Here is a 23,703-nt window from a genome sequence, read left to right on the forward strand (position 1 = left end):
CCGGCAGTCGGTAACCTTGTTCGGGGCCTTCGAAGAGCCCATCGGCGAGCCCGTCGCGAACGCACCGACGGTTGTGCCCGCCTCCCACCACTGAAGGAAAGGTGTCCGACACCGTGGAATCCGCCGTGATCGTTGCCATCGACGGCCCCGCCGGCACGGGCAAGTCGAGCACGTCCAAGGCCGTGGCAGCGGCCCTCGGGCTGCGCTACCTGGACACCGGGGCGCAGTACCGGGCGATCACCTGGTGGATGATCGCGAACGGCGTCGACACCGCCGACCCCGCCGCCATCGCCACCGCCGCGGGCAAGCCCGTCATCGTCTCCGGCACCGACCCGGCCGCCCCGACGATCGCGGTCGACGGCGAGGACGTCTCCGCCCCCATCCGCACCCAGGAGGTCTCCGCGAAGGTCAGCGCGGTCAGCGCGGTCCCCGAGGTGCGCTCCCGGATCACCGCGCTCCAGCGCTCCATCGCCGCCGAGGCCCGGGGCGGCATCGTCGTCGAGGGCCGGGACATCGGCACCACCGTCCTGCCGGACGCCCATCTGAAGGTCTTCCTGACCGCCTCCCCGGAGGCCCGGGCCGCCCGCCGCACCGCCGAACTCGCCGGCGCCGACCTGGCGGCCACCCGGGAGGCCCTGATCAAGCGGGACGCGGCCGACTCCAGCCGCAAGACGTCCCCGCTCGCCAAGGCGGACGACGCGGTCGAGGTCGACACCACCGAGCTCACGCTGACGCAGGTCGTGGCACGGGTCACCGAACTCGTCGAGCAGCGTCGGACGGCCCTTCGGTGACCGCGTCCACCGCCTCCCCGAAGGCTGCGAAGGACTCGTCGGCCGCGGGCCTGCCCTCCGCGAACGGCGCCGCGGTCGGCCGGGGCATCGGCATCGGCCTGATGAACGGTTTGTGGAGCCCGCGGGTGCTGGGCGGCTGGCGGGTCCCGTCCGCCGGCCCGGTGATCCTCGCGGTGAACCACTCGCACGCCGTCGACGGCCCGATGCTCATGGGCACGGCGCCCCGACCGGTGCACTTCCTGATCAAGAAGGAGGCGTTCGTCGGTCCCCTCGGCCCCTTCCTGCGCGGCATCGGGCAGCTTGAGGTGGACCGCAGCGGCACCGACCGCACCGCCGTGACCGGCGCGCTCGGCGTCCTGGCGCGCGGCGGCGTCCTCGGCATCTTCCCCGAGGGCACCCGCGGCGAGGGCGACTTCTCCGCGCTGCGCGCCGGGCTCGCGTACTTCGCCGTCCGCTCGGGCGCCCCCGTCGTCCCTGTGGCGATCCTGGGAAGCGCCGAGCGCTCCGGACGGTTGATCACGGCACTGCCGCCGCTGCGCGGCCGGGTGGACGTCGTCTTCGGCGACGCCTTCGAAGCGGGCGACGGCTCCGGCCGCCGCACCCGCACGGCGCTGGACGAGGCCACCGTACGCATCCAGGACCGGCTGACCGCCCACCTGGAAAACGCCAGGCGCCTGACCGGCCGCGCCGGGTAAGACTTGAGAGCGGATCACGCGACCGTGATCCGGCCAGACACGAGGAAACGGACTTCATGAACGACCAGCACGACCACGGAGCACTCGGCGACGCCGAGTACGCGGAGTTCATGGAGCTCGCCGCGGTGGAGGGCTTCGACGCCGAGGAGGTGGAGGACGCCATCGACGAGGCCGGTCACGGCCCGCTGCCCGTCCTCGCCGTCGTCGGCCGCCCCAATGTCGGCAAGTCGACTCTGGTGAACCGCATCATCGGCCGCCGCGAGGCCGTCGTCGAGGACCGGCCGGGCGTCACCCGCGACCGCGTCACCTACGAGGCCGAATGGGCCGGCCGCCGCTTCAAGGTCGTCGACACCGGCGGCTGGGAGCAGGACGTCCTCGGCATCGACGCCTCCGTCGCCGCCCAGGCCGAGTACGCCATCGAGGCCGCGGACGCGGTCGTCTTCGTCGTCGACGCCACCGTCGGCGCGACCGACACCGACGAGGCCGTCGTCAAGCTGCTGCGCCGGGCCGGCAAGCCCGTGGTGCTCTGCGCCAACAAGGTCGACGGCCCCAGCGGCGAGTCGGACGCCACCGCCCTGTGGGCGCTGGGCCTCGGCGAGCCGCACCCGGTCTCCGCGCTGCACGGCCGCGGCACCGGCGACATGCTCGACGCCGTCCTCGAAGCGCTGCCCGAAGCCCCCGCCCAGACCTTCGGCAACGCGGTCGGCGGCCCCCGCCGCATCGCCCTGATCGGCCGTCCGAACGTCGGCAAGTCGTCCCTGCTGAACAAGGTCGCCAACGAAGAGCGCGTCGTCGTCAACGAGATCGCCGGCACCACCCGCGACCCCGTCGACGAGCTGATCGAGCTGGGCGGCGTGACCTGGAAGTTCATCGACACGGCCGGCATCCGCCGCCGGGTCCACCTCCAGGAGGGCGCGGACTACTACGCCTCGCTGCGCACCGCCGCCGCCGTCGAGAAGGCGGAGGTCGCGGTCGTCCTGATCGACGCCAGCGACTCCATCAGCGTCCAGGACCAGCGGATCATCACCATGGCCGTGGAGGCGGGCCGCGCGATGGTGATCGCGTACAACAAGTGGGACACCCTCGACGAGGAGCGCCGCTACTACCTGGAGCGGGAGATCGAGACGGAGCTGGCGCAGATCGCCTGGGCGCCCCGGGTGAACGTCTCCGCCCGCACCGGCCGTCACATGGAGAAGCTGGTCCCGGCGATCGAGACCGCGCTCGCCGGGTGGGAGACCCGCGTCCCCACCGGCCGGCTGAACGCCTTCCTCGGCGAGATCGTCGCCTCCCACCCGCACCCGATCCGCGGCGGCAAGCAGCCGAGGATCCTCTTCGGGACGCAGGCGGGCACCAAGCCGCCGCGGTTCGTGCTGTTCGCCTCCGGCTTCCTGGAGCACGGCTACCGCCGCTTCGTGGAGCGACGGCTGCGCGAGGAGTTCGGCTTCGAGGGCACCCCGCTGCACATCTCGGTGCGCGTGCGGGAGAAGCGCGGCCGTAAGAAGTAGCCCCCGCGCGGGCACACGGACGAGGGCGCTGCCCGGGACTCTCCCGGACAGCGCCCTCGGCGTTGCGGTGGCGCCGTGACGGTCTCCTCAGCGCCCCCCGGGTGCCGGCGGCAGCGCCGGGTGCTGGCGGACCGGGTACGGCTGCCAGGCCGTCGCCCCGTACGGGGGGTGGACGGCGAGGCGGCTGCCCGGGTGGCCGGCGAAGCCGTGGAAGACGAGGTTCTCCTCGCCGGTCCGGTCCCCGGGCAGGGCCCGGAACGACCGCCGGTACTCCAGGTAGAGCGCGTCGAAGATGGGGGTCAGCGATTGACCTGCCGATCCCTCGTGCGTGGGGCGCATCGCGGGGATGTGGCTCGGGTACGGCTGGCGGATGGGATCGTAAGTCTGCACACTCCTGCAACGACCCACGACCCCGGCCCGTCACTCACAACCCGTCACATTCCCCTCCGACCGGGTGCACCGGGCACATCGGGTGTAGTGGGAACACAACGGGCACCCGGTGCTTCGCCCCGGTCCGCCGGCGGGGTTCAGGTGCCGGCGAGCGGTGCTCAGGTGCCGGCGAGCGGCATCGCGGCGGCGACCAGGAGGCCGCGGGCCGCCGCCTTCTCCAGCGCGTCGCGCAGCAGGTCCTCGCGCGGCTGCTGGCCGATGGCGCCCACGGGCGCCGCGAACACCAGCACCGTCTGCGACTTGTTCGCCGCCGTCCGCCAGCCCTCGGTGACCTGGAGCGCCTGGTGGGCCTGCCACCAGGCGACGCCGCCGGCCTGCAAGATGGCGTGCAGCTTGCCCATGGCGAGCAGCACGGACCAGCCCTGGAGGGCGGCCGGCGGCCGGTTCACGTCGTGGATCGGGGCGAAGCCCTGCTCCATCAGCAGCGGCAGGAACTCGTCGCCGTCGCCACCGGTGGTGCCGGGGCGGGCGATGGGGGCGGTCGGCTCCACGACCAGCGCGGGGTGCAGATCGCCGTTGACCAGGATCAGCCCGCTGGTGACGCCGAGGACCGCCTGGTTCGGCGCGGCGTCGAGGGACGCGGGGTCCGGCGCGGCGGGCGCCGGGCCGGCCGCGTTGGTGATGGACCGCACGGCGCCTTGGAGCTGGTCCTCGGCGAGCTGGACGACCTGGGACGGGATGCAGCTGGCGTGCGCGAAGGCGAGTACGGCGGTCTCCTCGCCGACGAACAGCACGGTGCTGGTGCGCTCTTGCTCGGGGTCGCCCGGGGTGCGGCAGGAAGTGCAGTCGTAGCTGCCCGGGGCGGAGTCGCCGGCGAGCAGCCGATCGGCTTCTTCGTCGCCGATCTCGGCGCGTACGTCCTCGCTGACGTCGAGCATGGGGGGCACGGGTGGCTCCTCGGGACTTGAACGGTGCGCCGGGCGGTTCCCGGCTCATAAAGGGTTCAACGGGTGATCTGTGGCAGGAGTCACGCGCCCGGGAGTGCGGAATCGAGCCGTCATGTGCGCACGGTGACATCGCCGGCGGAATCGATCACTCCAGGTCAACTCATGGCGGACGCAAGGGTTCTGGTGGGGTGAACCACCTCACGTTTGACCGCAACCGACTGTCCGAGATATCCGCACTTAAGGGCGTCAACAGGACGTCAAGATTGCTGAATGGCTGTCAAGTTACCTTTGGTAATGCCCAACTGGCCTGCGGTAACGAGGAATTGGTTGAGCTGGGGGCCGCGGACTCCGTACATTCCTCCGCCGGGTGCAGAGAGCACCGTCCTGGGTCGACCCGCCCCGGTGCCGTACCGCCAGTACGGCCCGTGCACCACCTCCGCCCGTTTCGTCGGCAACGCCGTCGTGCGGGCACCTCCCCGGCGGGTCGGGCGGTACGGGTCGGCGACGCCGGAAGCGTCGTCGTCCGCGCCGCACGGGAGACCCCGGGTCCTTCGAGAGGTCTGTGATGTCCGCTCATTCCCGTCACTCCCGCACCCACTCGTCCGCCGCCCGCGGACGCTTCCCGGCGGCCCTGGCAGGCGCCGCCCTCGTCGCACCGCTCGCCCTCGTCGCCACCACGGCGGGCGAGGCCCAAGCGGCGGACAACGGGGTGTGGGACCGCATCGCCCAGTGCGAAAGCGGCGGAAACTGGCACATCAACACCGGCAACGGCTACTACGGCGGACTCCAGTTCTCCGCCTCCACCTGGAAGGGCTTCGGCGGCGGCGCCTACGCCCGCACCGCCGACAAGGCCAGCAAGGCCCAGCAGATCGCGATCGCCACCAAGGTCCAGCGCGTTCAGGGTTGGGGCGCCTGGCCCACCTGTTCCCGCAAGGCCGGCGCCTACGGCAGCGCCCCGGCGTCCGCCCCGGCCGTGAAGCCGGCGAAGGCCGCGAAGTCGTACAAGGCGCCGAAGGCCACGACCCACACGAACAAGACCAAGACCAAGGCGACGCCGAAGCCGAAGGCGTACGCAGGACAGCGCACGAACGAGCCCCCGCGGCGCACCGAGGCCCACACCGGCCGTGCCGCCGCGCGCGCCGGCACGTACGCCGTCCGCCAGGGCGACACCCTCAGCGGCATCGCCGCAGCCCACGGCAAGGACTGGCGCGACATCCACCGGGCCAACCGCTCGGTCATCGGCGCCGACCCCGACCTCATCGTGCCCGGCCAGCGCCTGTCGCTCTGAGGCCGGAAGCGGCCGGCAGGCCGTACCGCACCGCCACCCCCCACACCGCAGCCCCGCCCGACGTTCCCCGGGCGGGGCTGCGCCCGCCCGCACGCCGGCCCCGGCCCGTGGGAGGGGCCGGGGCGCAGTAGAGTCCTGTTCGACCACATCTGAACAGGGGGCGCGGCAGCGCATGCGCATTTCATTCCTGCTGCACAACGCATACGGCATCGGCGGCACCATCCGCACGACCTTCAACCTCGCCCAGGCCCTCGCGGAACGGCACGACGTGGAGATCGTCTCCGTCTTCCGGCACCGCGACGAGCCCTTGATGGGGACGCCCCACGGCGTCACCATGCGCGAGCTCGTCGACCTGCGCCGGGGGAGTCCGGACTTCGCGGGCGACCTGCCGGACTACCGCAAGCCCGCCCGGGTCTTCCCGCGCGGCGACGGCCGGCACAAGCAGTACAGCCGACTCACCGACGACCGCATCGGGGCGCACCTGCGCTCCCTCGACGCGGACGTCGTCGTCGGCACCCGACCCGGGCTCAACGTCCACATCGCCCGCCAGACCCGCCGCGGCCCGGTCCGCGTCGGCCAGGAGCACCTGACGCTGGACGGCCACAGCTACCGGCTCCGCCGGGAGCTCGGCTTCCGCTACGGGCTCCTGGACGCGGTCACCACCGTCACCGAGGCGGACGCCCGCGCCTACCGCACCCGGCTGAACCTGCCGGGCGTACGCATCGACGCCGTCCCGAACAGCGTGCCGGAGCCGAGCGTCACCCCCGCCGACGGCAGTGGGAAGGTCGTCGTCGCGGCCGGCCGGCTGACCCGGGTCAAGCGCTACGACCTGCTGGTGAAGGCGTTCTCCAAGGTCGTCGCCGCCCGCCCGGACTGGACCTTGCGGATCTACGGTAGCGGGGACGCCACCGGCAACGAGCGGGACGCGCTCACCGCGCTGATCGAGGAGCGCGACCTCAAGGGCCACGTCTTCTTGATGGGCAACGCCAACCCGCTGGAGCCGGAGTGGGTCAAGGGCTCCATCGCCGCGGTCACCTCCAGCAAGGAGTCCTTCGGGATGACGATCGTGGAGGCGATGCGCTGCGGGCTGCCGGTGGTCGCCACCGACTGCCCGCACGGGCCGCGCGAGATCATCGCGGACGGCGCGGACGGCCGACTGGTGCCGGTCGGCGACGCGGACGCCGTCGCCGACGCGCTGCTGGAGCTGATCGACGACGACGACCTGCGGCGACGCACCGGGGCTGCGGCCCTCGCCGCGTCGATGCGCTTCGACCCGGCGCGGATCGCCGAACGCCACGAAGCGATCTTCACCGAACTGGTCGAGCGCTCCCGGGCCCGCGGCTCGCGCGGCGCGGTGCGCGACCTGGCGCTGCGCTGCCGCGGCGCCGCGTACGGCAGCGCGTACGCCCTGCGCTACCTGGCCGCCGCCGCACTGCGCCGACTCCGCAAGGCATAGGCATAGGCGTAGGGATAGGCATAGGCGCAGGTGTAGGGGCCGGTCGGCGTCGTCGGGCGGGCTTGGCAGACTGCAGGGCATGTTGGAGACCTCCGCTCGACTGCTGCGTCTGCTCTCGCTGCTCCAGGCGCGCCGTGAATGGTCCGGCGCCGAGCTGGCCCGGCAGCTCGGCGTCACGGCGCGCACGGTGCGCCGGGACGTGGACCGGCTGCGGGAGCTCGGCTATCCGGTCGACGCCAGCCCCGGCACCGGCGGCGGCTACCGGCTCGGCGCCGGCGCGGAACTGCCGCCGCTGCTGCTCGACGACGACGAGGCCGTCGCCGTCGCCGTAGGGCTGCGCACGGCAGCCGGCAACGGCATCGAGGGCATCGGCGAGAGCTCCGTACGCGCGCTCGCCAAGCTGGAGCAGGTGTTGCCGGGCCGGCTGCGGCGCCGGGTGGGCGCGCTGAACTCCGTCACCGTGCCGCTGCTGCGCGAACCGAGCGCCCGGCTGGACGCGGCCGTGCTCACCGAGTTGGCGAACGCCTGCCGCGACAGCGAGCGCCTGCGGTTCGCCTACGAGGACCACAACGGCGCCGCCTCCCGCCGCACCGTCGAGCCCCACCGCCTGGTGTGCAGCGAGCGCCGCTGGTACCTGGTGGCCTGGGACCTCGACCGGGAGGACTGGCGCACCTTCCGGGCCGACCGCATCGTCCCCGCGCCCCCGCACGGCCCGCGCTTCACCCCGCGCACCCCGCCCGCGCAGGACCTGGCGCAGTACGTGGCGCAGGGCATCTCCACCCGCGCGTACACCACCCGGGCGGTCATCCAGCTGCACACGCCCTACGAGCGGGCGGCCGAGCTGATCTCCCCGGCGGACGGCCTGCTGGAGCCGCTCGACGAAGGGCGCTGTCTGCTGCGCACCGGGGCGACCGACCTGGACGTGATGGTGGTTCACGTGCTGCTGATGGGTGTGGACTTCGACGTAGTCGAGCCCGTCGAGTTGCAGGACCACATCGCGACCGTGCGGGACCGGCTCTCCCGTGCCATCGACCGACGCGAGCCCTGATGTCGGCCCGGTGGGAAGGTGCGGGGGATTGTGTAAGGAACCCGTGAATGGTCCGGATGCGGCATTTCATCGACGAGGAGTGACGAGGGGTTCCGACAATTCCCCCGCCGGAATTCTCCATGATCGTCCACCCTTCGGGAATTGCCGTGCGGGCGGTGCGGAAGTGCCCGTACGAGTGACGGCGTTTGGGCTGAACGTGTCCCGCCGCCTTGTGACAGAAGTGTGACGAGTGGATGGCGCGGGGACGGCCGGCCGGCGACCCGTGCTCCGCTTCCGTCACCGTCCGCTGCCGCCTACCGTGGAAGGCATGGCACCCATACCGACCCCCTCCGCCGAGCCGGACGACGCCACCGGTGCGTACGTCGGGCTGCGCGCCGAGGACGCCGAGCGCCGGGCCCGACAGCGCGGCTGGAGCACCGTCCGCTCGCTGCCCCCGGGCGCGATCATCACCCTGGAATACCTCAGGGGCAGGATCAACTTCGAGGTCGAGCACGACACCGTGGTGCGCTGCTGGCGCGGCTGAGCGCCGACCGGTGCGCGTGCGCGGGGCACGGGCGCCCGGGCACGGGGAAGGGCCCCGGCCTTCTCGGCGCGGGGCCCTTCGTCGACGTGCGGTGGTACGGGAGCGGCCTCAGCCGCCCGACATCGTCCGGGACGCGGACGGCCGGTGGCTGCCCGAGGGGGTCACCGGCGTCCGCTCGGAGCGCGCGGTGTGGGCCCGCGCCTGGGCGCGCCGCGCCGTCGCCGTGCCGGCCGACCCGGCGGTGGTGGTCGGGGCGGCGGACGGCCCGGGCAGGGTGGCGCCCAGGTTGACGACGGGCTCGCGCCGCTGGTCCTCGCCGGCGCTGCCGGCCGAGCGCTGCGCCGCCACCGCGGGCCTCGGCCCGCCGGCCGCCACCGGCAGCGAGGGGACGAGGGCGCGCCGCGCGCGCAACCGGTCGCGCTGGCCCAGGATCCACGCCTCCGCACGGCCGATCAGCGGCTCGCACCAGGGCAGCGCCAACAGGATCAGCAGACCGGCGGCCCAGCCCAGCAGCACGTCGCTCAACCAGTGCGTACCGATGTAGACGGTGGTGAGTCCGACCCCGAGCGAGACCGTGGCCGAGAGCGCCGACAGATAGCGGCGGGTCGTCGGGGTGGTGGCCAGATAGGCCAGGATTCCCCAGGTGACGACCGCATTGGCGGTGTGACCGGAAGGGAATATATCCCCGCCGGCGAACATCTCGGACGAACCGATCTGCGTCGCGTAGTGGGGGCCGAGCCGGCCCAGTCCGTACTTGACGCTGCCGACGGTCACGTTGAGCAGCAGCAGCGCGACGCCGAGCGCCAGCAGGGGGCGCAGCGTGTGCTGGCGCCAGGAGCGCCAGCCCAGCCAGGCAGCCACCATCACGGCGGTGGGGCCCCGCTGGCCGAGGACCACGAAGTAGTCGAGGAAGGCGTGCAGTTGCGGCCACTGCTGGTAGGGCCGGAACAGCATGACCTTCCAGTCGATGAGCACCAGCCACGTCGACGCCAGCACGGCCACGACGATGGCGACGTAGAACACGGCCGTCCCGCCGAAGAGGGCGAGACGGGTGCGGCTCATCCGCGGGATCTCTATCTTCGGCGGTTCCGGCTCCCGGTCCAGCCGGGCGAAGATGTCGGTACGCACCCAATCGACGTTACAGCGAGTGAGGGTGCGACCCGGCCGATCCGGCGGGTTTGTGATGACGATGTGATGTGGAGTATGTCTCCTGACGCGGAATTTAAGACTGGCCATTCGGGAAATTCCGGAGCTCAGGTGTCGTAAAGCTCCGGGAGGCCGTCCCGAAAGCCCCTTAACCCGGCGGGATCTGAGCGGCCAATTGTAGTTCATCGCATCCCCGTATGAATTTTTTCTCATCCGCGCGGGCTCCCGTGGCCGACCCGCGGTGATCGGTGGCCGAACCGCGACGGTGGCGGGGTGGCGTACGCCACACGCCGGCGCACCACGGCGTGAGAGGTGGGCCACGCGCCGTGCAGGTGAACTCGCGTACGCTGACGGCTCACTCGTCCGTCGACGCCGGACCGCCGCACGGGACCGTCCCCGTCCCCGTTTCCCCCGGCCGGGTCCACCGCGGACGGGGGAGGCACTGGAGGTAGTGGATGTCAGGGACGACCGCGGCGGCGGCCCGCCCGCGCTCCGTCGGCGACGGCGGCCACCGCTGGGTCGTCCTCGTCGTCCTGTGCGTGAGTCTGCTGCTGGTCGCCGTCGACGCCACGGTGCTGCACGTCGCGGTGCCCGAGGTCACGGAGGACCTGCGGCCGAGCGGCGTCGAACTGCTGTGGATCGTCGACGCCTATCCGCTGGTCTGCGCCGCGCTGCTGATCCTCTTCGGCACCCTCGGCGACCGGATCGGCCGCCGCCGGGTGCTGCTGCTGGGGTACGCCATCTTCGGCGTCGCCTCCGCCTTCGCGGCGTTCGCCACCACCCCCGAGGTGCTGATCGCGGCCCGCGCCCTGCTCGGCGTCGGCGGCGCGATGATCATGCCCGCCACGCTCTCCGTGCTGCGCGCGGTCTTCCCCGACCGCCGCGAGCGGGCGATGGCCATCGGGATCTGGACCGCGGTCGCCGCCGTGGGCGCCGCGACCGGACCCCTCCTCGGCGGCTTCCTCGTCGAGAACTTCTGGTGGGGCTCGGTCTTCCTGATCAACATCCCCCTGATGGTCGTGCTGCTGCCGGTGGCCCGCTGGCTGCTGCCCGAGTCCCGCAGCGGCGCCGACGGCCCCTGGGACGTGCTGGGCGCGCTGATGGCCGCGGCCGGCGTCCTCTGCCTGGTCTTCGGGGTCAAGCGGCTCGGCGTCGGACACGGGATCCTCGACGCCCGCACGGCGCTGCCGCTGCTGGCCGGCGCCGCGCTGCTCGCGGGGTTCGTGCACCGCCAGCGCAGCCGCCGCCATCCGCTGGTGGACGTGCGGATGTTCGCCGTCGCCGCGTTCTCCACCTCGGTCGGCTGCATCGTCCTCGCCATGCTCGCACTGGTCGGCCTCCAGTTGATCGCCGTCCAGTACCTCCAGCTCATCTTGGGGCTGAGCCCCGTGGAGACCGGGCTGCGGCTGCTTCCGCTGACCTTCGCCGCGATGGCCGCGGGCGCCACCGGCTCGTACACCCTGCGCCGGGTCGGGCCGCGCCGGATGGTCTGCGGGGGCTTCCTGCTGACCGCCGCCGCGGTGCTGCTGCTGACCCTGATGGGCCAGCACGACCGGCCGCTGCTGCTCACCACCGGCTTCGTGCTCCTCGGCTTCGGCCTTCAGACCACGCTCTTCGCCTCGTACGAATCGATGCTCAGCGAGGCGCCGGCGAAGCAGGCGGGCGGGGCGGCGGCGATCGGCGAGACCTCGTACCAACTCGGCGCCGGCATGGGGATCGCCCTGCTGGGCAGCGTGATGAACGCCGCGTACGCACCGGCCTTCGGCTCGCTCGCGGGGGTGCCGCCGGCCGCGAGTTCCGCCGCGTCGCACTCGCTCGGCGAGGCGTACCAGGTCTCGGACCGGCTCGGGGGCGCGGCGGGGGAGCTGCTGCGCTCCACCGCGCGCACCTCCTTCGTGCACGGCCTGCACGTCACGCTGGTGGTCAGCGCGGGACTGCTGCTGCTCGGGGCGCTGGCCGCGCTGCGGTTGCCGCGGGGGATGGAGTGCGGGGTGCGGCTGGCTGCGCCTGTGCCTGCGGAGCGGGTCCGTGGGGCTGTCCTCCCGGCGAGCCGCGAGCCGGCCGACGCCCCCGACCCGACCCGCAAGGTGGCCAGCCACCCGTAGGGGGCTTCTGATGGATCTTGCTGGGCTCGCGTGCGCTGGCACCGCTCCCTCTGGGCCTTCGGCCCGGGAGGTGCCCCCACTCCGCGTTGTCGTCGGTCGCCCATGGCCCCCTGTGCCCTGCGGGCACGGTGGTACCCCCACCGCATTGACTCCCTCCTCCGCTGGGGGTCCCCCCGTGCCCGCAGGGCAGGGGGAAGATCCACGGCACCAGAACCCTCCCCCTGCGCCCGGAGGGCGTGGGAGGGACCCCACCCTCATCCAGCCTGATCCATCAGAAGCCCCCTAGCCGGCCCCCTGGACGCATCCGCCGTTCCCCTGTGGGCCGGTTGGTCTCCGCGGCCCGGTGGGTGGCTTGTCGCGCAGTTCCCCGCGCCCCTGTTTCGCTGCCCCGTCACTTGTCTGCGGGTGCAGGCGGAGGTTTTAGGGGCGCGGGGAACTGTGCGATCAGCCCACCACCGGGCCGCGGAGACCAACGCACCCGCAGGGCAATGGCGGGCAAGTCCCGGCGCGCTGGGGATCCCCCCGTGCCCGCAGGGCACAGGGGGCGGAACTGCGTGACAAGCCCACCACCGGGCCGCAGGGGGACTACCGCTGCTAGTTTCCTGGGCACAGCACAGCACAGCGCACCGCAGACGACGCGTCCGAAAGGCCCCGCCATGCCCGCACCCGATCAGCCCGCGCCCTTCGACCCGTACGACCCCCTCGGCATCGACGACCTCCTCACGGTCGAGGACCTCGCCGTGCGCGACACGGTGCGCGCCTGGGCCGCCGATCGGGTGCTGCCCGACGTCGCGCACTGGTACGAGCAGGGCGAGCTGCCCGGGATCAGGGAGCTCGCCCGCGAACTCGGCGACATCGGCGCCCTCGGCATGTCCCTGGAGGGGTACGGCTGCGCCGGCGCCAGCGCCGTCCAGTACGGGCTGGCCTGTCTCGAACTGGAGGCCGCGGACTCCGGGATCCGCTCACTCGTCTCCGTGCAGGGCTCGCTCGCCATGTACGCGATCCACCGCTACGGCTCCGAGGAGCAGCGGCAGCGCTGGCTGCCGGACATGGCGGCCGGCCGCACCATCGGATGCTTCGGACTGACCGAGCCCGACCACGGCTCCGACCCCGCCGGCATGCGCACCCGCGCCCGGCGCGACGGCTCCGACTGGGTGCTCACCGGCCGCAAGACGTGGATCACCAACGGCTCCGTCGCCGGCGTGGCCGTCGTCTGGGCCCGTACGGACGAGGGGATCGGCGGCTTCCTCGTGCCCACCGACACACCCGGCTTCGCCGCCCCCGAGATCAAGCACAAGTGGTCCCTGCGGGCGAGCGTGACCAGTGAACTCGTCCTGGACGAGGTGCGGCTGCCCGCCGACGCCGTGCTCCCCGGCGCCCGCGGGCTGCGCGCGCCGCTGGGCTGCCTCAACCACGCGCGCTACGGCATCGTCTGGGGCGCGATGGGGGCGGCGCGGACCTGCTTCGCCTCGGCGCTGGAGTACGCCCGCACCCGGGTGCAGTTCGACCGCCCCATCGGCGGCTTCCAGCTCACCCAGGCCAAGCTCGCCGACATGGCGGTGGAGTTGCACAAGGGCGTCCTGCTCGCGCACCACCTCGGGCGGCGCATGGACGCCGGGACGCTCCGTCCGGAGCAGGTCAGCTTCGGGAAGCTCAACAACGTGCGCGAGGCCATCGAGATCTGCCGCACGGCGCGCACCGTGCTGGGGGCCAACGGGATCTCGCTCGAATATCCGGTGATGCGGCACGCGACGAACCTGGAGTCGGTGCTCACCTACGAAGGCACCGTCGAGATGCACCAGCTGGTGCTGGGCAAGGCGCTCACCGGATTGGACGCCTTCCGGTGACCGGGCGGCGCGACGGGGGGACTCCGGCCCTTCGGCCGGGGTCGCGCCCGGTGCGCCGACCGGTCAGCTCTGGTTGAAGAAGCTGTCCTGGGGCCGGCCGGCGGCCTGGCCGTTGACGACCTCGGTGTGCGCCGGGCTGAGCAGGAACACCCGGGTGGCGACCCGGTCGATGGAGCCCCGCAGGCCGAAGGTGAGCCCCGCGGCGAAGTCCACGACGCGCTTGGCGTCGGCGGGCTCCAGGGAGGTGAGGTTCACGATGACGGGCACGCCCTCGCGGAACAGCTCACCGATGCCCCGGGCGTCGCGGAAGCAGGTGGGGGAGACGGTCGCGATCCTGCGGCCGTCCTCCTGGGCGGAGTCGGAGGCGGTGCGCACCCGCGGGTCGGTGACCCAGGCGTCGCCGCCGTCGGCGCCCTCGGCGTACTCGCCGTCGTAGCCGTCGGCGTAGTAGCGGTCGTCGCTGTCCTCGACGAGCCCCAGCCAGGCACTCGCCTTGCGCACGGATCCCATCGACGCCTCCTTTCGCTGTGGTCCGCCCTCCGGCGGTCTGTCGTCATCCCTGTCCCTATGGTCGTCCATCATGCGGATCGGGTGCCAAGTGGATAGCCGCCGTGCAGGGGATTCGTGACGGGACTGGTGCAGAACATGTGGCGGTTCGTCAGGGTTCTTCCCAGATACGCCTGATGATCGTCGCAAAATATGAAAGTCGGGCCAGATGGGTGAGTGAGCTGGCGCGAATGCGTACGCATGTCTGGTTACGATGCCCCGGCGGCGCTGTCGAGCGCTGCTGAAGGGCTCCACGGGGGGAAAGCCTTGTTCGGAATCGTCAGGCCCTGTGCCCATCGGCTCACCGAAGGACTCAGGGCCGAGTGGATGGCGCACCTGTGCGGGCTGTGCCTCGCGCTCCGTGCCGACCACGGGCAGTTCGCCCGGGTGGTCACCAATTACGACGGCCTGATCGTCTCGGTGTTGACGGAGGCTCAGTCCGTGCCCGCCGCGGACGCCCGGCGGACCGCGGGGCCCTGCCCCCTGCGCGGGATGCGCACGGCGCCGGTCGCCCGGGGCGAGGGGGCGCGTCTGGCGGCTGCGGTGTCCCTGGTGCTGGCATCGGCGAAGGTGCGCGATCACGTGGCCGACGGGGACGGGGTGCTGGCGCGCCGGCCGGTGGCCGCCGCCGCGCGCCGGGTCGCCTCTGGCTGGGACCGGGCGGGTGCGCGCACCGGGGCCGAGTTGGGCTTCGACACCGCCGTCCTGCTCGACGCGGTCGACCGGCAGGGCGGCATCGAAGCGCTGGCCGGCCCCGGCACTTCGCTGTTGACCGTCACCGAGCCGACGGAGACCGCGACCGCAGCCGCCTTCGCGCACACCGCCCGGCTCGCCGGCCGGCCGGGCAACGCCGTGCCGCTCGCCGAGGCCGGTCGGCTCTTCGGTCGGCTCGCGCACCTGCTGGACGCGGTGGAGGACCGGGCGGCGGACGCGGCGTCGGGGGCGTGGAACCCGCTCACCGCCACCGGGACTTCGCTCGTCGAGGCGCGCCGGCTCGCCGACGACGCCGTGCGGGGGGTACGGCTCGCGCTGCGCGACGTCGACTTCGTCGAGAGCCGGCTCGTCCACCAACTGCTCACGCACGAGCTGGAGGCGGCGGTGGAACGGACCTTCCGCCAGGTCCACCAAGGCCACCAGGGGGCCGGGGGCCAAGGCGGAGGCCAATCGCGAAGCGGGAACCCGTACGACGGGAGCACGCACCCCCACAACCCCTACGCCGGAAGCCCGAGTGACGGGAACCCGTTCCGCGGGGCGGGCTCGGGAGGTTCACCGGGCAGCGGCAGCGGCAGCGGCAGCGGCAGCGGCAGCGGCAGCGGCAGCGGCGGTGGCGGCGGCGGTGGCTGGGATCGTTTTGGCGGTCAGCCGTCCGAGCCCGACCCCGCCCCCAAGCCGCGCAGCTTCCTCGGCGGCTGCCTGGCCGCCACCTGGATCTGCTGCACCTGCCAACCCCTGTGCCGCAGCCGCTGGGAGGGGCCGTGGTCACGCAAGCGCCGCAAGGGGCTGGAGGGGGAGTGCTGTGACTGCGACTGCAGCTGTGACTGCTGCTGAGACTGACGGGCTCTCACGTCAGAGGGGATGAATCGGAAGAGGAGAAGCGGCGCTGAGGGGAGGGGCGCGTGTCGCTGCTGTGAGGACGGCGGTCGGTTCGGTTCCGAATCAACAGGAACACGTACAGGAACAGGAACACACGCGACCGAAGTCGATGTCGCAGCGGGTGACCAGCCGTCGCTGTGCATGCATGTGCTCAGTGGAACAGGCATGTGTCGGTGCGTCAACTGTTCCCCGTGGCACCGCCCACACTCCGGACGGCCTTGACACGCCACACCGACCAGCGCCTAGCCTGCGGTGACGAGACCGTGCTGAGGGGCGCGGTCCGTGTCGTCGCTCGACCGTTGCCCAGCCCCACGCCGTCCGTGCCGTGGGTGAACGCTCCTGTGCTCGTTCCGTGCGTCCACGGAGCCTTCCCCCGTCCGTGCGCGAGACCGCGCCGCGGGGCGCTGTGAGGTCGTCTTCCCGCCGCCGTCGGTGCCGCGCCAGGCGCCGCACCCGTACGGCCGGCCCTCGCCCTGCGTGAACCGCGTGCGTCCCCGCGCCCGCGTCCGCGCCAGGTACCGACCCCTCCGGAGGAGCCATGCCGACCCGGCACACCCCGCCCCCGCCCCTGCCCGCGCCGGCCCCCCCGCCGCCCGTCCCGTCCACTCCGTCCCGTCACCGGATGCTCCACCTCGCCGTCGCGCTCGACGGCCCGCCGCGGTTCGACCCCGGACACTTCACCGAACTGGCTCGGCTCGCCGAGCACGGCGCCCTGGACTTCGTCACCCTCGGCGACTCCTTCGCCCGGCCCGGTCCCGACGCCCTCGCCGTGCTCTCCCACGTCGCCCCCGCCACCCGACGGATCGGCCTGGTGCCGACGGTGACCACCACCCACACCGAACCCGGCCGCGTCGCCACCGCCCTCGCCACCCTCGACTGGGTGAGCAGGGGACGGGCCGGCTGGTGCGTCGGCGTCTCCGCCACGCACGCCGAAGCCGCGCTCTTCGGGCGCCGCCCCGCCGCCCCGACCGCCGCGTTATGGCAGCGCGCCGAAGAGGTCGCCGCCGCTGCCGCCCGGCACTGGGACGGCCCCGCACAGGACGCGTCACCCGCCACCGCGCCCCGACCTCCCCGACCTCCCCAGGGGCGCCCCGTCACTGTCGTCGACGTCACCGGGACCGGTCAGGACGGACTGCGGTGCGCCGCCCGCCACGCCGACGTGGTCCTGGTCCGGGCGCCGTCGGCCGAGCGCGCCGCCGCCCTGCGCACCCGAGTACGGCACGAGGCCACGGCGTACGGCAGGGACCCCGACGACCTGCGGGTACTGCTCTCGCTCGTCGTCGACCTGGGCGAACGGGAGTCGGCCCGGGAGCCCGGCCTGCTGGACGCGGCCCCCTCGCTCGCCGCCCACGGCTCGTACTACAGCGGCGGACCCGTCGACCTCGCCGGGCTGCTGGCGCGCTGGCACGACGCCGGCGCGGTGGACGGCTTCCACCTGGCGCCCATCGCACCCCACCGCGACCTGGAACGCATCGTCAACGGCACGGTCGCGCTGCTGCAACACCGCAGCCTCTTCCGCACCTTCCACCCCGGCGGCACCCTGCGGGAGCACCTGGGGCTGCCCCGGCCCGTCGGCGGCCGGCCCGCGGCCGATCGGCCCGTCGCCCCGCAAAGGAGCGCGTCATGACCCGTACGGACCCTCGGATGCACCTCGCGGTCCACCTCCCGTCGCACCTCCCGTGGGCCGACGGGCGGCCCGCCACGGCCGGTCGCGGGCCGCTCGACTTCGCGTCGCTGGAGCGGCTGGCCCGCACGGCTGAGCGCGGCCTGTTCGACTTCCTGGTGGTCGACCCCTATACCGACGCCGACACCTGCCCCGGCCCCGACATCGCGCCCCGGCCGTACGAGCCGTACGCGGCGCCCGAACCGACGGCCGTGCTCAGCGCGCTCGCGGCCGTCACGGACCGCATCGGGCTCGTGGCCGGCGCCGCCCCCGGCGCCCACGAACCCTTCGAACTCGCCCGCTCCCTGGCGACCCTGGACCACCTCAGCGGCGGGCGGGCCGCCTGGCACCTGGTCGCCCCCGGCAGCGCTGACGACGGCCACACCGCCGAGTTCGTCGGTACGGCCCGTGAGCTGTGGGACTCCTGGACCCCCGACGGCCGGCCGCGGACCTTCGCCCGCCAGGGCCGGCACTTCGCCGTCAGCGGCGAGTTCACCGTCCCGCGGACCCCGCAGGGACGTCCGGTGGTGATCCACCCGCTGGACCCGGACGACGCCGCGGGGCGGGAGTTCGCGGTCGCCACCGCCGACGTGCTCTGTCCCGCGCACCGCACCCCCAAGGACGGCCGCGAGCGCTACGCCGACGTCAAACGCCGGTCGACGGCGCACGGCCGGGCACCGGACGACCTCCTGGTCATGGCTCGGGCCTTCTGCGTCCTGGCAGCCACGGACGCCGAGGCCCGCGCCCGCGCCGTCGCGGCCGACGTCCACGACCGCGCCGGGCCACCGGCCTTCGTCGGTGCCCCGCGCACCGTGGCGGCTGCCCTGGCGGAGCAGGTCGCCCACGGCACGGCCGACGGCTTCGTCCTCGTACCGGCACACCCCATCGACCTCCTCGACACCCTGGAGTCCTTCGTCGACGAGGTGGTGCCGCTGCTCCAGGAACAGGGCGCGTTCCGCACCGAGTACGCCGGGCGCACGCTCCGCGACCACCTGGGGCTGCCCGAGCCGGCGTGGCGGGGGTGAACGGCGCCCGCCACGCGCCTGGTTGACCAGGGGCGCCCTCCGGTGCGCCCCGCTCAACCGTCGAACGTCCGACCGCCGTCCTCCATGCGGACGGGGGCTCGACGCGGCGTTGCGTTCTGGGACCATGGAAGAGCGTGGGGAGCTCGTTGGACACGGGGGGTCGCACCGCAGTGAAGCGCATTGGTATCACCGGCCACCGGGTCATTCCCCCTGAGGGGCACGCCGACATCCGCGCGGGCCTGCTCGCCGTGCTCCGCCGCCACGAGGGCCCCTTGGAAGCCTTCTCCAGCCTCGCCGTCGGCGCCGACCAGATGTTCGCGGACGTCGCCCTGTCCTGCGGCGCCGAGTTGACCGTGGTCATCCCCAGCGGGGACTACGAGGACGACTTCACACCGGGGGAGTTGGTCGGCTACCGCCACTACCGGCGCCGCGCCACCCGCGAGGTCCAGCTCTCCTTCCCGCACGCCACCGACGAGGCGTACTACGCGGCCGGCACGTACATCGCCGACAACTGCGACCGGCTGCTGGCCGTGTGGGACGGCGGCCCCTCGCGCGGGCTCGGCGGCACCGGCGACATCGTGGAGTACGCCCGGGAGCTGGGGAAGCCGGTGACGGTGATCTGGCGCGAGGGGCTGCGCCGGCCGTAGGGCACCGCCGTCCGTCCGACCGGCGGTCAACTGCGGTGGCGCACCAGCCAGTCCGTGTGCTGCGGGGAGACGATGCGCTCCGTCTCGTACACCGCGGACGGCCACTGGAACTCGTCCACCGAGGTCTCCATCGCGGTGTGCAGCGCCGCGAGGTCCTCCTCCACCAGGGAGTGCGCGGCGATCAGCGGCTTGCGACGGCTGATCTCGCTCCAGGCGATGAACGCGGCCGACGCCGCGGAGAGCGCGCCGAGCAGATCCAGCGACTCGGCCACGGAGAACGTGTGCAACAGCGAAAGGACCAGCGCCAGCAGGGTGAGCACCACGATGGCGGTGGACCACAGCGCCGTCGACTTCCGGGACGACTCCGCACTGCGGTGGTACCAGTTCCGCTGTTCGATGAGCCGATCACGGATGTACGTCTCCTTGCGGAGGTTGAAGGACTCGGCGCGCAGCCGTCGCATCGCCGGAGTGATCAACTCCGCCCTCGCCACCTCGGGAACTGTCGTTCGAGGGTCTTCCCACCCGACCTTGGCCAACTCCCCGAGCCCTTCTTCCAACCGCTGGACGAACAATTCGTCGGGGCTGTCGGGGCCGGCGTCAAAAGGTGTTCCATGCACGGAATAGCGCCAGCACAGGGACTTGATGTACTCCGCGGCAGATCTGTTCAGTTGCCATTGCGACTTTGCTCGGCGGCGCCCTGCGCCGGAGCCGACGGCGAGCACCCCGGCGTACGCCAACACGCTGAGTGCTCCCGCGAGTTGGACCGTCCCACCGAGCTCCCAGGAGGCGGGCAGTGCGGCTGCGGCGGCGCCGAGTACCAAGAGGAGCAACTGACGGCGCGTGGCGCCGACCGCTTCGCGCTGGCGGGAGATCGCTATGGTGTCCGTGTGATGAAAAAGCGCAGGTAGATCGCTATTGCGGAACACCGTGCTGTGCGGCTGGCCGGGAATGCCCGACATGCCTCCCCCTGTCTGCCTGGCTGCCCGTCTGATGGGTTTTGCCGTCACCCGAGAGACGGAATCGCTTCCTCCGTGCATACCTGTCAGAATGTGAAGCAACTCTAATCGTTGGTTGTTCACAGCTTGAGTTGCTACCAGTGAACTTGAGAGTAGAGTCGTGCCGCCAGACCCCGCAATGGTGCCTGGTTATCCATGCTGTACAGCAAGATCGTGCGCGATCGTGTACACAGAACAAAGGACGGCCCCCATGACGATCTCCGCGTCCTTCGCCGCAGCGAAGCGCAACCGTGTGTCCCTGCCCCAGTCCGCGCGTGGCACGGCGAAGAAGGCGACCGGGGCTGCTCCGGCCACCGACCGCGCCGTGCGCATCGCGACGTTCAACTCGTCGCTCTAGTCTCGGTTTGGGCCACTTTGCGTGGCAAAGGACCGTAGACTGGTGGAATGACAGGACCCCTGGTCCCATTCCGCGAGATCGTTCTGAAGGTCCACAGCAGGTGCGATCTCGCCTGCGACCACTGCTACATCTACGAACACGCTGATCAGAGCTGGCGAACCCGCCCGAAGGCAATCTCTGACGAAGCGATTTCCTGGACAGCTCTGCGACTGGCCGAGCATGCCAAAAATCATGCCCTGCCCTCCGTGTCAGTGATCCTGCACGGAGGGGAGCCACTTCTGGCGGGGCCCGCGCGACTGCGCCGCGTCTGCGAGGAACTGACCCGGGCGCTGGACGGCGTCGCCGATCTCGACCTGCGCATCCACACCAACGGGCTACAGCTCAGCCCGCGCTACCTCGACCTCTTCTGCGAGTACGACCTCAAGGTCGGCATCTCCCTCGACGGCGACCAGGCCGCGAACGACCGCCACCGCCGCTTCGCCGACGGGCGCACCAGCCACCCCCTGGTCCTCAAGGCCGTCGACCTCCTGCGCGAGGAGCGCTACCGCCACCTCTACCTCGGGCTGCTGTGCACCGTGGACGTGGCCAACGACCCCGTCGCGGTCTATGACGCACTGGCCGAACTGGAGCCCCCGCGCATCGACTTCCTGCTCCCGCACGCCACCTGGGACCAGCCCCCCGCCCGCCCGGACGGCTCCCCGACCGCGTACGCGGACTGGCTGCTGACCGTCTTCGACCGCTGGGACGCCGACGGGCGCCCCGTCCCCGTCCGGCTCTTCGAGTCCGTCTTCTCCACCCTCGCCGGAGGCCCCAGCCTCACCGAGTCGTTGGGCCTGGCGCCCACCGACCTCGTCGTGGTGGAGACCGACGGCGCCCTGGAACAGGTCGACTCGCTCAAGAGTGCCTACGAGGGAGCCGCGGCCACCGGGTTCGACGTGATGCGGCACGCCTTCGACGAAGTCGCCGCCCACCCCGGCGTACGGGCCAGACAGTTGGGGCTCGCCTCCGTCAGCGACGCCTGCCGCGCCTGCCCCGTCGTACGGTCCTGCGGCGGCGGCCTCTACACCCACCGCTACCGCACGAGCAACGCCTTCGACAACACCTCCGTGTACTGCACCGACCTGGAGGCCCTGATCCGGGGCGTCGAGCGGCGCACCGCGGCGGAGCTGGTGCCGCTCGCCGTCACCGAACCGGGCGCGCTGCTCGCCGACGACCAGGACGTCACCCGGATGCTCAGCGGTGCGCTCACGGACGAGTTGGCCGGCCGGGCGGGGGAGCCCTGGGCCGACGCCTGGGACCTGCTCGTCGACCTCGACGAGAGCGGCGACGTACTCGACGACGTGTGGGGCCACCCCTACACCCGGCCCTGGCTCGCCCGGGCCCTGGCGGCGGCGCGCGACGAGCGGCCCGAGGCCATTCCGCTCGCCCTGGAACTCCCCGCCCGGCTGGCCGCCGCCCAGGTGCGGCACGGCCACGGCCCGGACGTCCGCGTGCCGTACGGGGACGGGGTGCTGCGACTGCCCGCCATCGGCGAGTTGACGCTCGACGCCGGCCCGGCGCCCGCCACCGAGCGCGGCGTGGTCACCGTGCGCGCCGTCGAGGGCGGATTCACCGCCGCGGTGCCCGGCCGGGAGCCGATCCGTGTGCTCCTCGCGGACCCGCGGGCCACCGCCGGGTGGCGGCCGGTGCGCACCGTCGGCGGCCGGGACGGGGCGCCGCGGCTACGGCTCGACGACCTCGACCCGTACCGCGACTGCCACGGCCGAGCGGTGCGCGACCGGCTCGACGAAGCGGAGGTCGCGGACTGGGACCGACTGCTCACCGAGGCGTGGGCGCTGCTGCGCTCCGCCGTACCGCGCCAGGCCGCCGAGGCAGCCGTCTGTCTGACCACGCTCACCCCGCTGGAGCCGTCGGCAGGGGACCGGCCCGACGCGTACGAGCCGGGGGAGCACGGGCCCGGCTACGGCGCGCTCGGCCTCGCCCTGCCCGCCTCGCCCGCCGAACTGGCCGGGGAGCTGCTGCGCGGGCTGCGCCGCACCAAGCTGCACGCCCTGCGCCAGGTCTGCGAGCTGTACGCACAGGACGGCCAGTGGCTGCACCCCGTGCCCTGGCGGGACGTGGAGGTGCCGGTGTCGCAGCTGCTCGCCGGGACCTTCGAACGCGTCGGGCTCGCCGCCCTCGACCCCGTCGCCGCCCGCTCGGCCCCGGCCGCCCTGGACGCGCTGGAGCGCGCCCCGGAGCTGACCGCCAGCGGGCTGCGGCTCGTGGACGAACTGCGCAAGGAGCTCACCGCCGCGCTCGCGGCGGAGCAGGAGCGGGCCCGTGGCTGAGGCGCCCACCGCGTCCGGGGTGGCCACCCCGCTGGTGGACGCCCTGGTCGAGCTGGGCGTCACGCCCGGGATGACGCTGTTGGTCCACGCCGGCCTGAGCGGCACCGGGTTGGCGGCGGACGACCTGCGGGACGCCCTGCTGCGGGCGCTCGGCCCGGACGGCACCCTGGTGGTCCCCGCCTTCACCCCGGAGAACTCGGACACCTCGCACGCCCACCACACCCGGGTGCGAGGTCTGACACCCGAGCGGGCGGCGGCCTTCAGGGCGAGCATGCCGGCCTTCGATCCGGCCACCACGCCGAGCCAAGGGATGGGCCGGTTGGCCGAGTCCGTGCGCACCGCCGCCGGGGCCGTGCGCTCCGGCCATCCGCAGACCTCGTTCAGCGCGATCGGCCGTCGCGCGGGTGAACTCCTCGCCCACCATCCGCTCGCGTCCCACCTGGGCTGGGACTCCCCGTTGGGCGCCCTGTACCGCGCTGATGCTCACGTCCTCATGATCAATGTGGATTTCCGGGTCTGCACCGCGTTCCACCTCGCCGAGTACTACCCGAATGCGCCCCGCAGGACGTACTCCTGTGTGGTTCGACAGCCCGGAGGGGGTAAGAAGTGGACAACGTACGAAGACGTCGTCCTGGACGACAGCGAATTTGACACGATCGGTGCCGACTTCCCTTGTCGGCCCCAATGGAGGGGCCGGTGGGGAGGGAAGCCCGCCCGATTGTTCTCGATCAAGGAAGCGATCCATCACGCGGATCGCTGGATGTCTGAAAAGCGGCGTTGATTGACTGAACGACGGGGGGATGGA

21 protein-coding genes are annotated in these 23,703 nt (G+C 72.7%); 16 read left to right on the top strand and 5 right to left on the bottom strand.

Features of this window, described 5'->3' with window-relative positions; genetic code table 11:
* Positions 1-101: 101 nt before the first annotated feature.
* The 3 genes from cmk (at position 102) to der (ending at position 2,991) form a co-directional block, all read left to right on the top strand.
* Positions 102-791 (top strand): (d)CMP kinase, encoded by a 690-nt coding sequence (cmk, locus tag ABZ842_RS10965; RefSeq protein WP_361535270.1) that lies wholly within the window; start codon positions 102-104, stop codon positions 789-791.
* Positions 792-892: 101 nt separating this feature from the next.
* Entirely contained in the window at positions 893-1,486 is a 594-nt protein-coding gene (locus tag ABZ842_RS10970) for a lysophospholipid acyltransferase family protein (RefSeq protein WP_361535914.1), read from the top strand.
* A 56-nt stretch (positions 1,487-1,542) separates the two neighbouring features.
* Positions 1,543-2,991: a ribosome biogenesis GTPase Der gene (der, locus tag ABZ842_RS10975; RefSeq protein ID WP_361535273.1), complete on the top strand. Its 1,449-nt coding sequence runs from the start codon at positions 1,543-1,545 to the stop codon at positions 2,989-2,991.
* Positions 2,992-3,078: 87 nt separating this feature from the next.
* Here the strand turns inward: der and ABZ842_RS10980 are convergent, their stop codons facing one another.
* Both ABZ842_RS10980 and ABZ842_RS10985 read right to left on the bottom strand, forming a co-directional pair.
* A complete protein-coding gene (locus ABZ842_RS10980) occupies positions 3,079-3,381 on the bottom strand; it encodes a hypothetical protein (protein WP_361535276.1) in 303 nt (100 codons plus the stop codon).
* A 158-nt stretch (positions 3,382-3,539) separates the two neighbouring features.
* Entirely contained in the window at positions 3,540-4,328 is a 789-nt protein-coding gene (locus ABZ842_RS10985) for a hypothetical protein (RefSeq protein ID WP_361535279.1), read from the bottom strand.
* Between the two features lie 565 nt (positions 4,329-4,893).
* Between ABZ842_RS10985 and ABZ842_RS10990 the strand changes: the two genes are divergently transcribed.
* The 4 genes from ABZ842_RS10990 to ABZ842_RS11005 all read left to right on the top strand — a co-directional run bounded on the left by ABZ842_RS10990 (position 4,894) and on the right by ABZ842_RS11005 (position 8,643).
* The gene (locus ABZ842_RS10990; RefSeq protein WP_361535282.1) at positions 4,894-5,616 is read left to right on the top strand and encodes a transglycosylase family protein; all 723 of its coding nucleotides are present in this window, start codon (positions 4,894-4,896) and stop codon (positions 5,614-5,616) included.
* Positions 5,617-5,788: 172 nt separating this feature from the next.
* Positions 5,789-7,072 carry a glycosyltransferase gene (locus tag ABZ842_RS10995; RefSeq protein ID WP_361535285.1) on the top strand — a complete coding sequence of 428 codons (1,284 nt, stop codon included), beginning with the start codon at positions 5,789-5,791 and terminating at the stop codon, positions 7,070-7,072.
* A 79-nt stretch (positions 7,073-7,151) separates the two neighbouring features.
* A complete protein-coding gene (locus tag ABZ842_RS11000; RefSeq protein ID WP_361535288.1) occupies positions 7,152-8,120 on the top strand; it encodes a YafY family protein in 969 nt (322 codons plus the stop codon).
* 307 nt (positions 8,121-8,427) lie between these two features.
* Entirely contained in the window at positions 8,428-8,643 is a 216-nt protein-coding gene (locus tag ABZ842_RS11005) for an I78 family peptidase inhibitor (protein ID WP_361535291.1), read from the top strand.
* A gap of 108 nt (positions 8,644-8,751) precedes the next feature.
* Here ABZ842_RS11005 and ABZ842_RS11010 read toward each other — a convergent pair whose 3' ends face one another.
* Positions 8,752-9,771 (bottom strand): phosphatase PAP2 family protein, encoded by a 1,020-nt coding sequence (locus ABZ842_RS11010; RefSeq protein WP_361535294.1) that lies wholly within the window; start codon positions 9,769-9,771, stop codon positions 8,752-8,754.
* A gap of 473 nt (positions 9,772-10,244) precedes the next feature.
* Between ABZ842_RS11010 and ABZ842_RS11015 the strand changes: the two genes are divergently transcribed.
* Positions 10,245-11,894 (top strand): MFS transporter, encoded by a 1,650-nt coding sequence (locus ABZ842_RS11015; RefSeq protein WP_361535297.1) that lies wholly within the window; start codon positions 10,245-10,247, stop codon positions 11,892-11,894.
* Between the two features lie 656 nt (positions 11,895-12,550).
* Positions 12,551-13,741 carry an acyl-CoA dehydrogenase family protein gene (locus tag ABZ842_RS11020; protein WP_361535300.1) on the top strand — a complete coding sequence of 397 codons (1,191 nt, stop codon included), beginning with the start codon at positions 12,551-12,553 and terminating at the stop codon, positions 13,739-13,741.
* Between the two features lie 63 nt (positions 13,742-13,804).
* Here the strand turns inward: ABZ842_RS11020 and sepF are convergent, their stop codons facing one another.
* Positions 13,805-14,251 (bottom strand): cell division protein SepF, encoded by a 447-nt coding sequence (gene sepF / locus ABZ842_RS11025; RefSeq protein WP_361535303.1) that lies wholly within the window; start codon positions 14,249-14,251, stop codon positions 13,805-13,807.
* 303 nt (positions 14,252-14,554) lie between these two features.
* Between sepF and ABZ842_RS11030 the strand changes: the two genes are divergently transcribed.
* The 4 genes from ABZ842_RS11030 (at position 14,555) to ABZ842_RS11045 (ending at position 19,215) form a co-directional block, all read left to right on the top strand.
* Positions 14,555-15,835 (top strand): DUF5685 family protein, encoded by a 1,281-nt coding sequence (locus ABZ842_RS11030; protein WP_361535306.1) that lies wholly within the window; start codon positions 14,555-14,557, stop codon positions 15,833-15,835.
* A gap of 667 nt (positions 15,836-16,502) precedes the next feature.
* Positions 16,503-17,507, top strand: coding sequence for an LLM class flavin-dependent oxidoreductase (locus tag ABZ842_RS11035; protein ID WP_361535309.1), 1,005 nt, complete (start codon positions 16,503-16,505; stop codon positions 17,505-17,507).
* Positions 17,504-18,568 (top strand): LLM class flavin-dependent oxidoreductase, encoded by a 1,065-nt coding sequence (locus tag ABZ842_RS11040; protein ID WP_361535312.1) that lies wholly within the window; start codon positions 17,504-17,506, stop codon positions 18,566-18,568. Before ABZ842_RS11035 ends, ABZ842_RS11040 begins: the two co-directional genes overlap by 4 nt.
* Positions 18,569-18,738: 170 nt before the next feature.
* Positions 18,739-19,215, top strand: coding sequence for a hypothetical protein (locus tag ABZ842_RS11045; protein ID WP_361535315.1), 477 nt, complete (start codon positions 18,739-18,741; stop codon positions 19,213-19,215).
* 26 nt (positions 19,216-19,241) lie between these two features.
* Here the strand turns inward: ABZ842_RS11045 and ABZ842_RS11050 are convergent, their stop codons facing one another.
* Positions 19,242-20,174, bottom strand: coding sequence for a DUF4231 domain-containing protein (locus ABZ842_RS11050; RefSeq protein WP_361535318.1), 933 nt, complete (start codon positions 20,172-20,174; stop codon positions 19,242-19,244).
* 247 nt (positions 20,175-20,421) lie between these two features.
* On the opposite strand from ABZ842_RS11050, the gene ABZ842_RS11055 reads away from it, so the two are divergent.
* From ABZ842_RS11055 to ABZ842_RS11065, 3 genes are all read left to right on the top strand, one after another.
* Positions 20,422-20,568, top strand: a complete 147-nt coding sequence (locus ABZ842_RS11055) for a hypothetical protein (protein ID WP_361535321.1) — start codon at positions 20,422-20,424, stop codon at positions 20,566-20,568.
* A 47-nt stretch (positions 20,569-20,615) separates the two neighbouring features.
* Positions 20,616-22,898, top strand: coding sequence for a radical SAM/SPASM protein FxsB, inactivated metallohydrolase extension form (gene fxsB, locus ABZ842_RS11060; protein WP_361535324.1), 2,283 nt, complete (start codon positions 20,616-20,618; stop codon positions 22,896-22,898).
* A 70-nt stretch (positions 22,899-22,968) separates the two neighbouring features.
* Positions 22,969-23,679: an AAC(3) family N-acetyltransferase gene (locus ABZ842_RS11065; RefSeq protein WP_361535916.1), complete on the top strand. Its 711-nt coding sequence runs from the start codon at positions 22,969-22,971 to the stop codon at positions 23,677-23,679.
* The last annotated feature ends 24 nt before the right edge of the window (positions 23,680-23,703 follow it).

Source organism: Streptomyces sp. NPDC047315 (assembly GCF_040643215.1).
Lineage (GTDB): Bacteria > Actinomycetota > Actinomycetes > Streptomycetales > Streptomycetaceae > Streptomyces.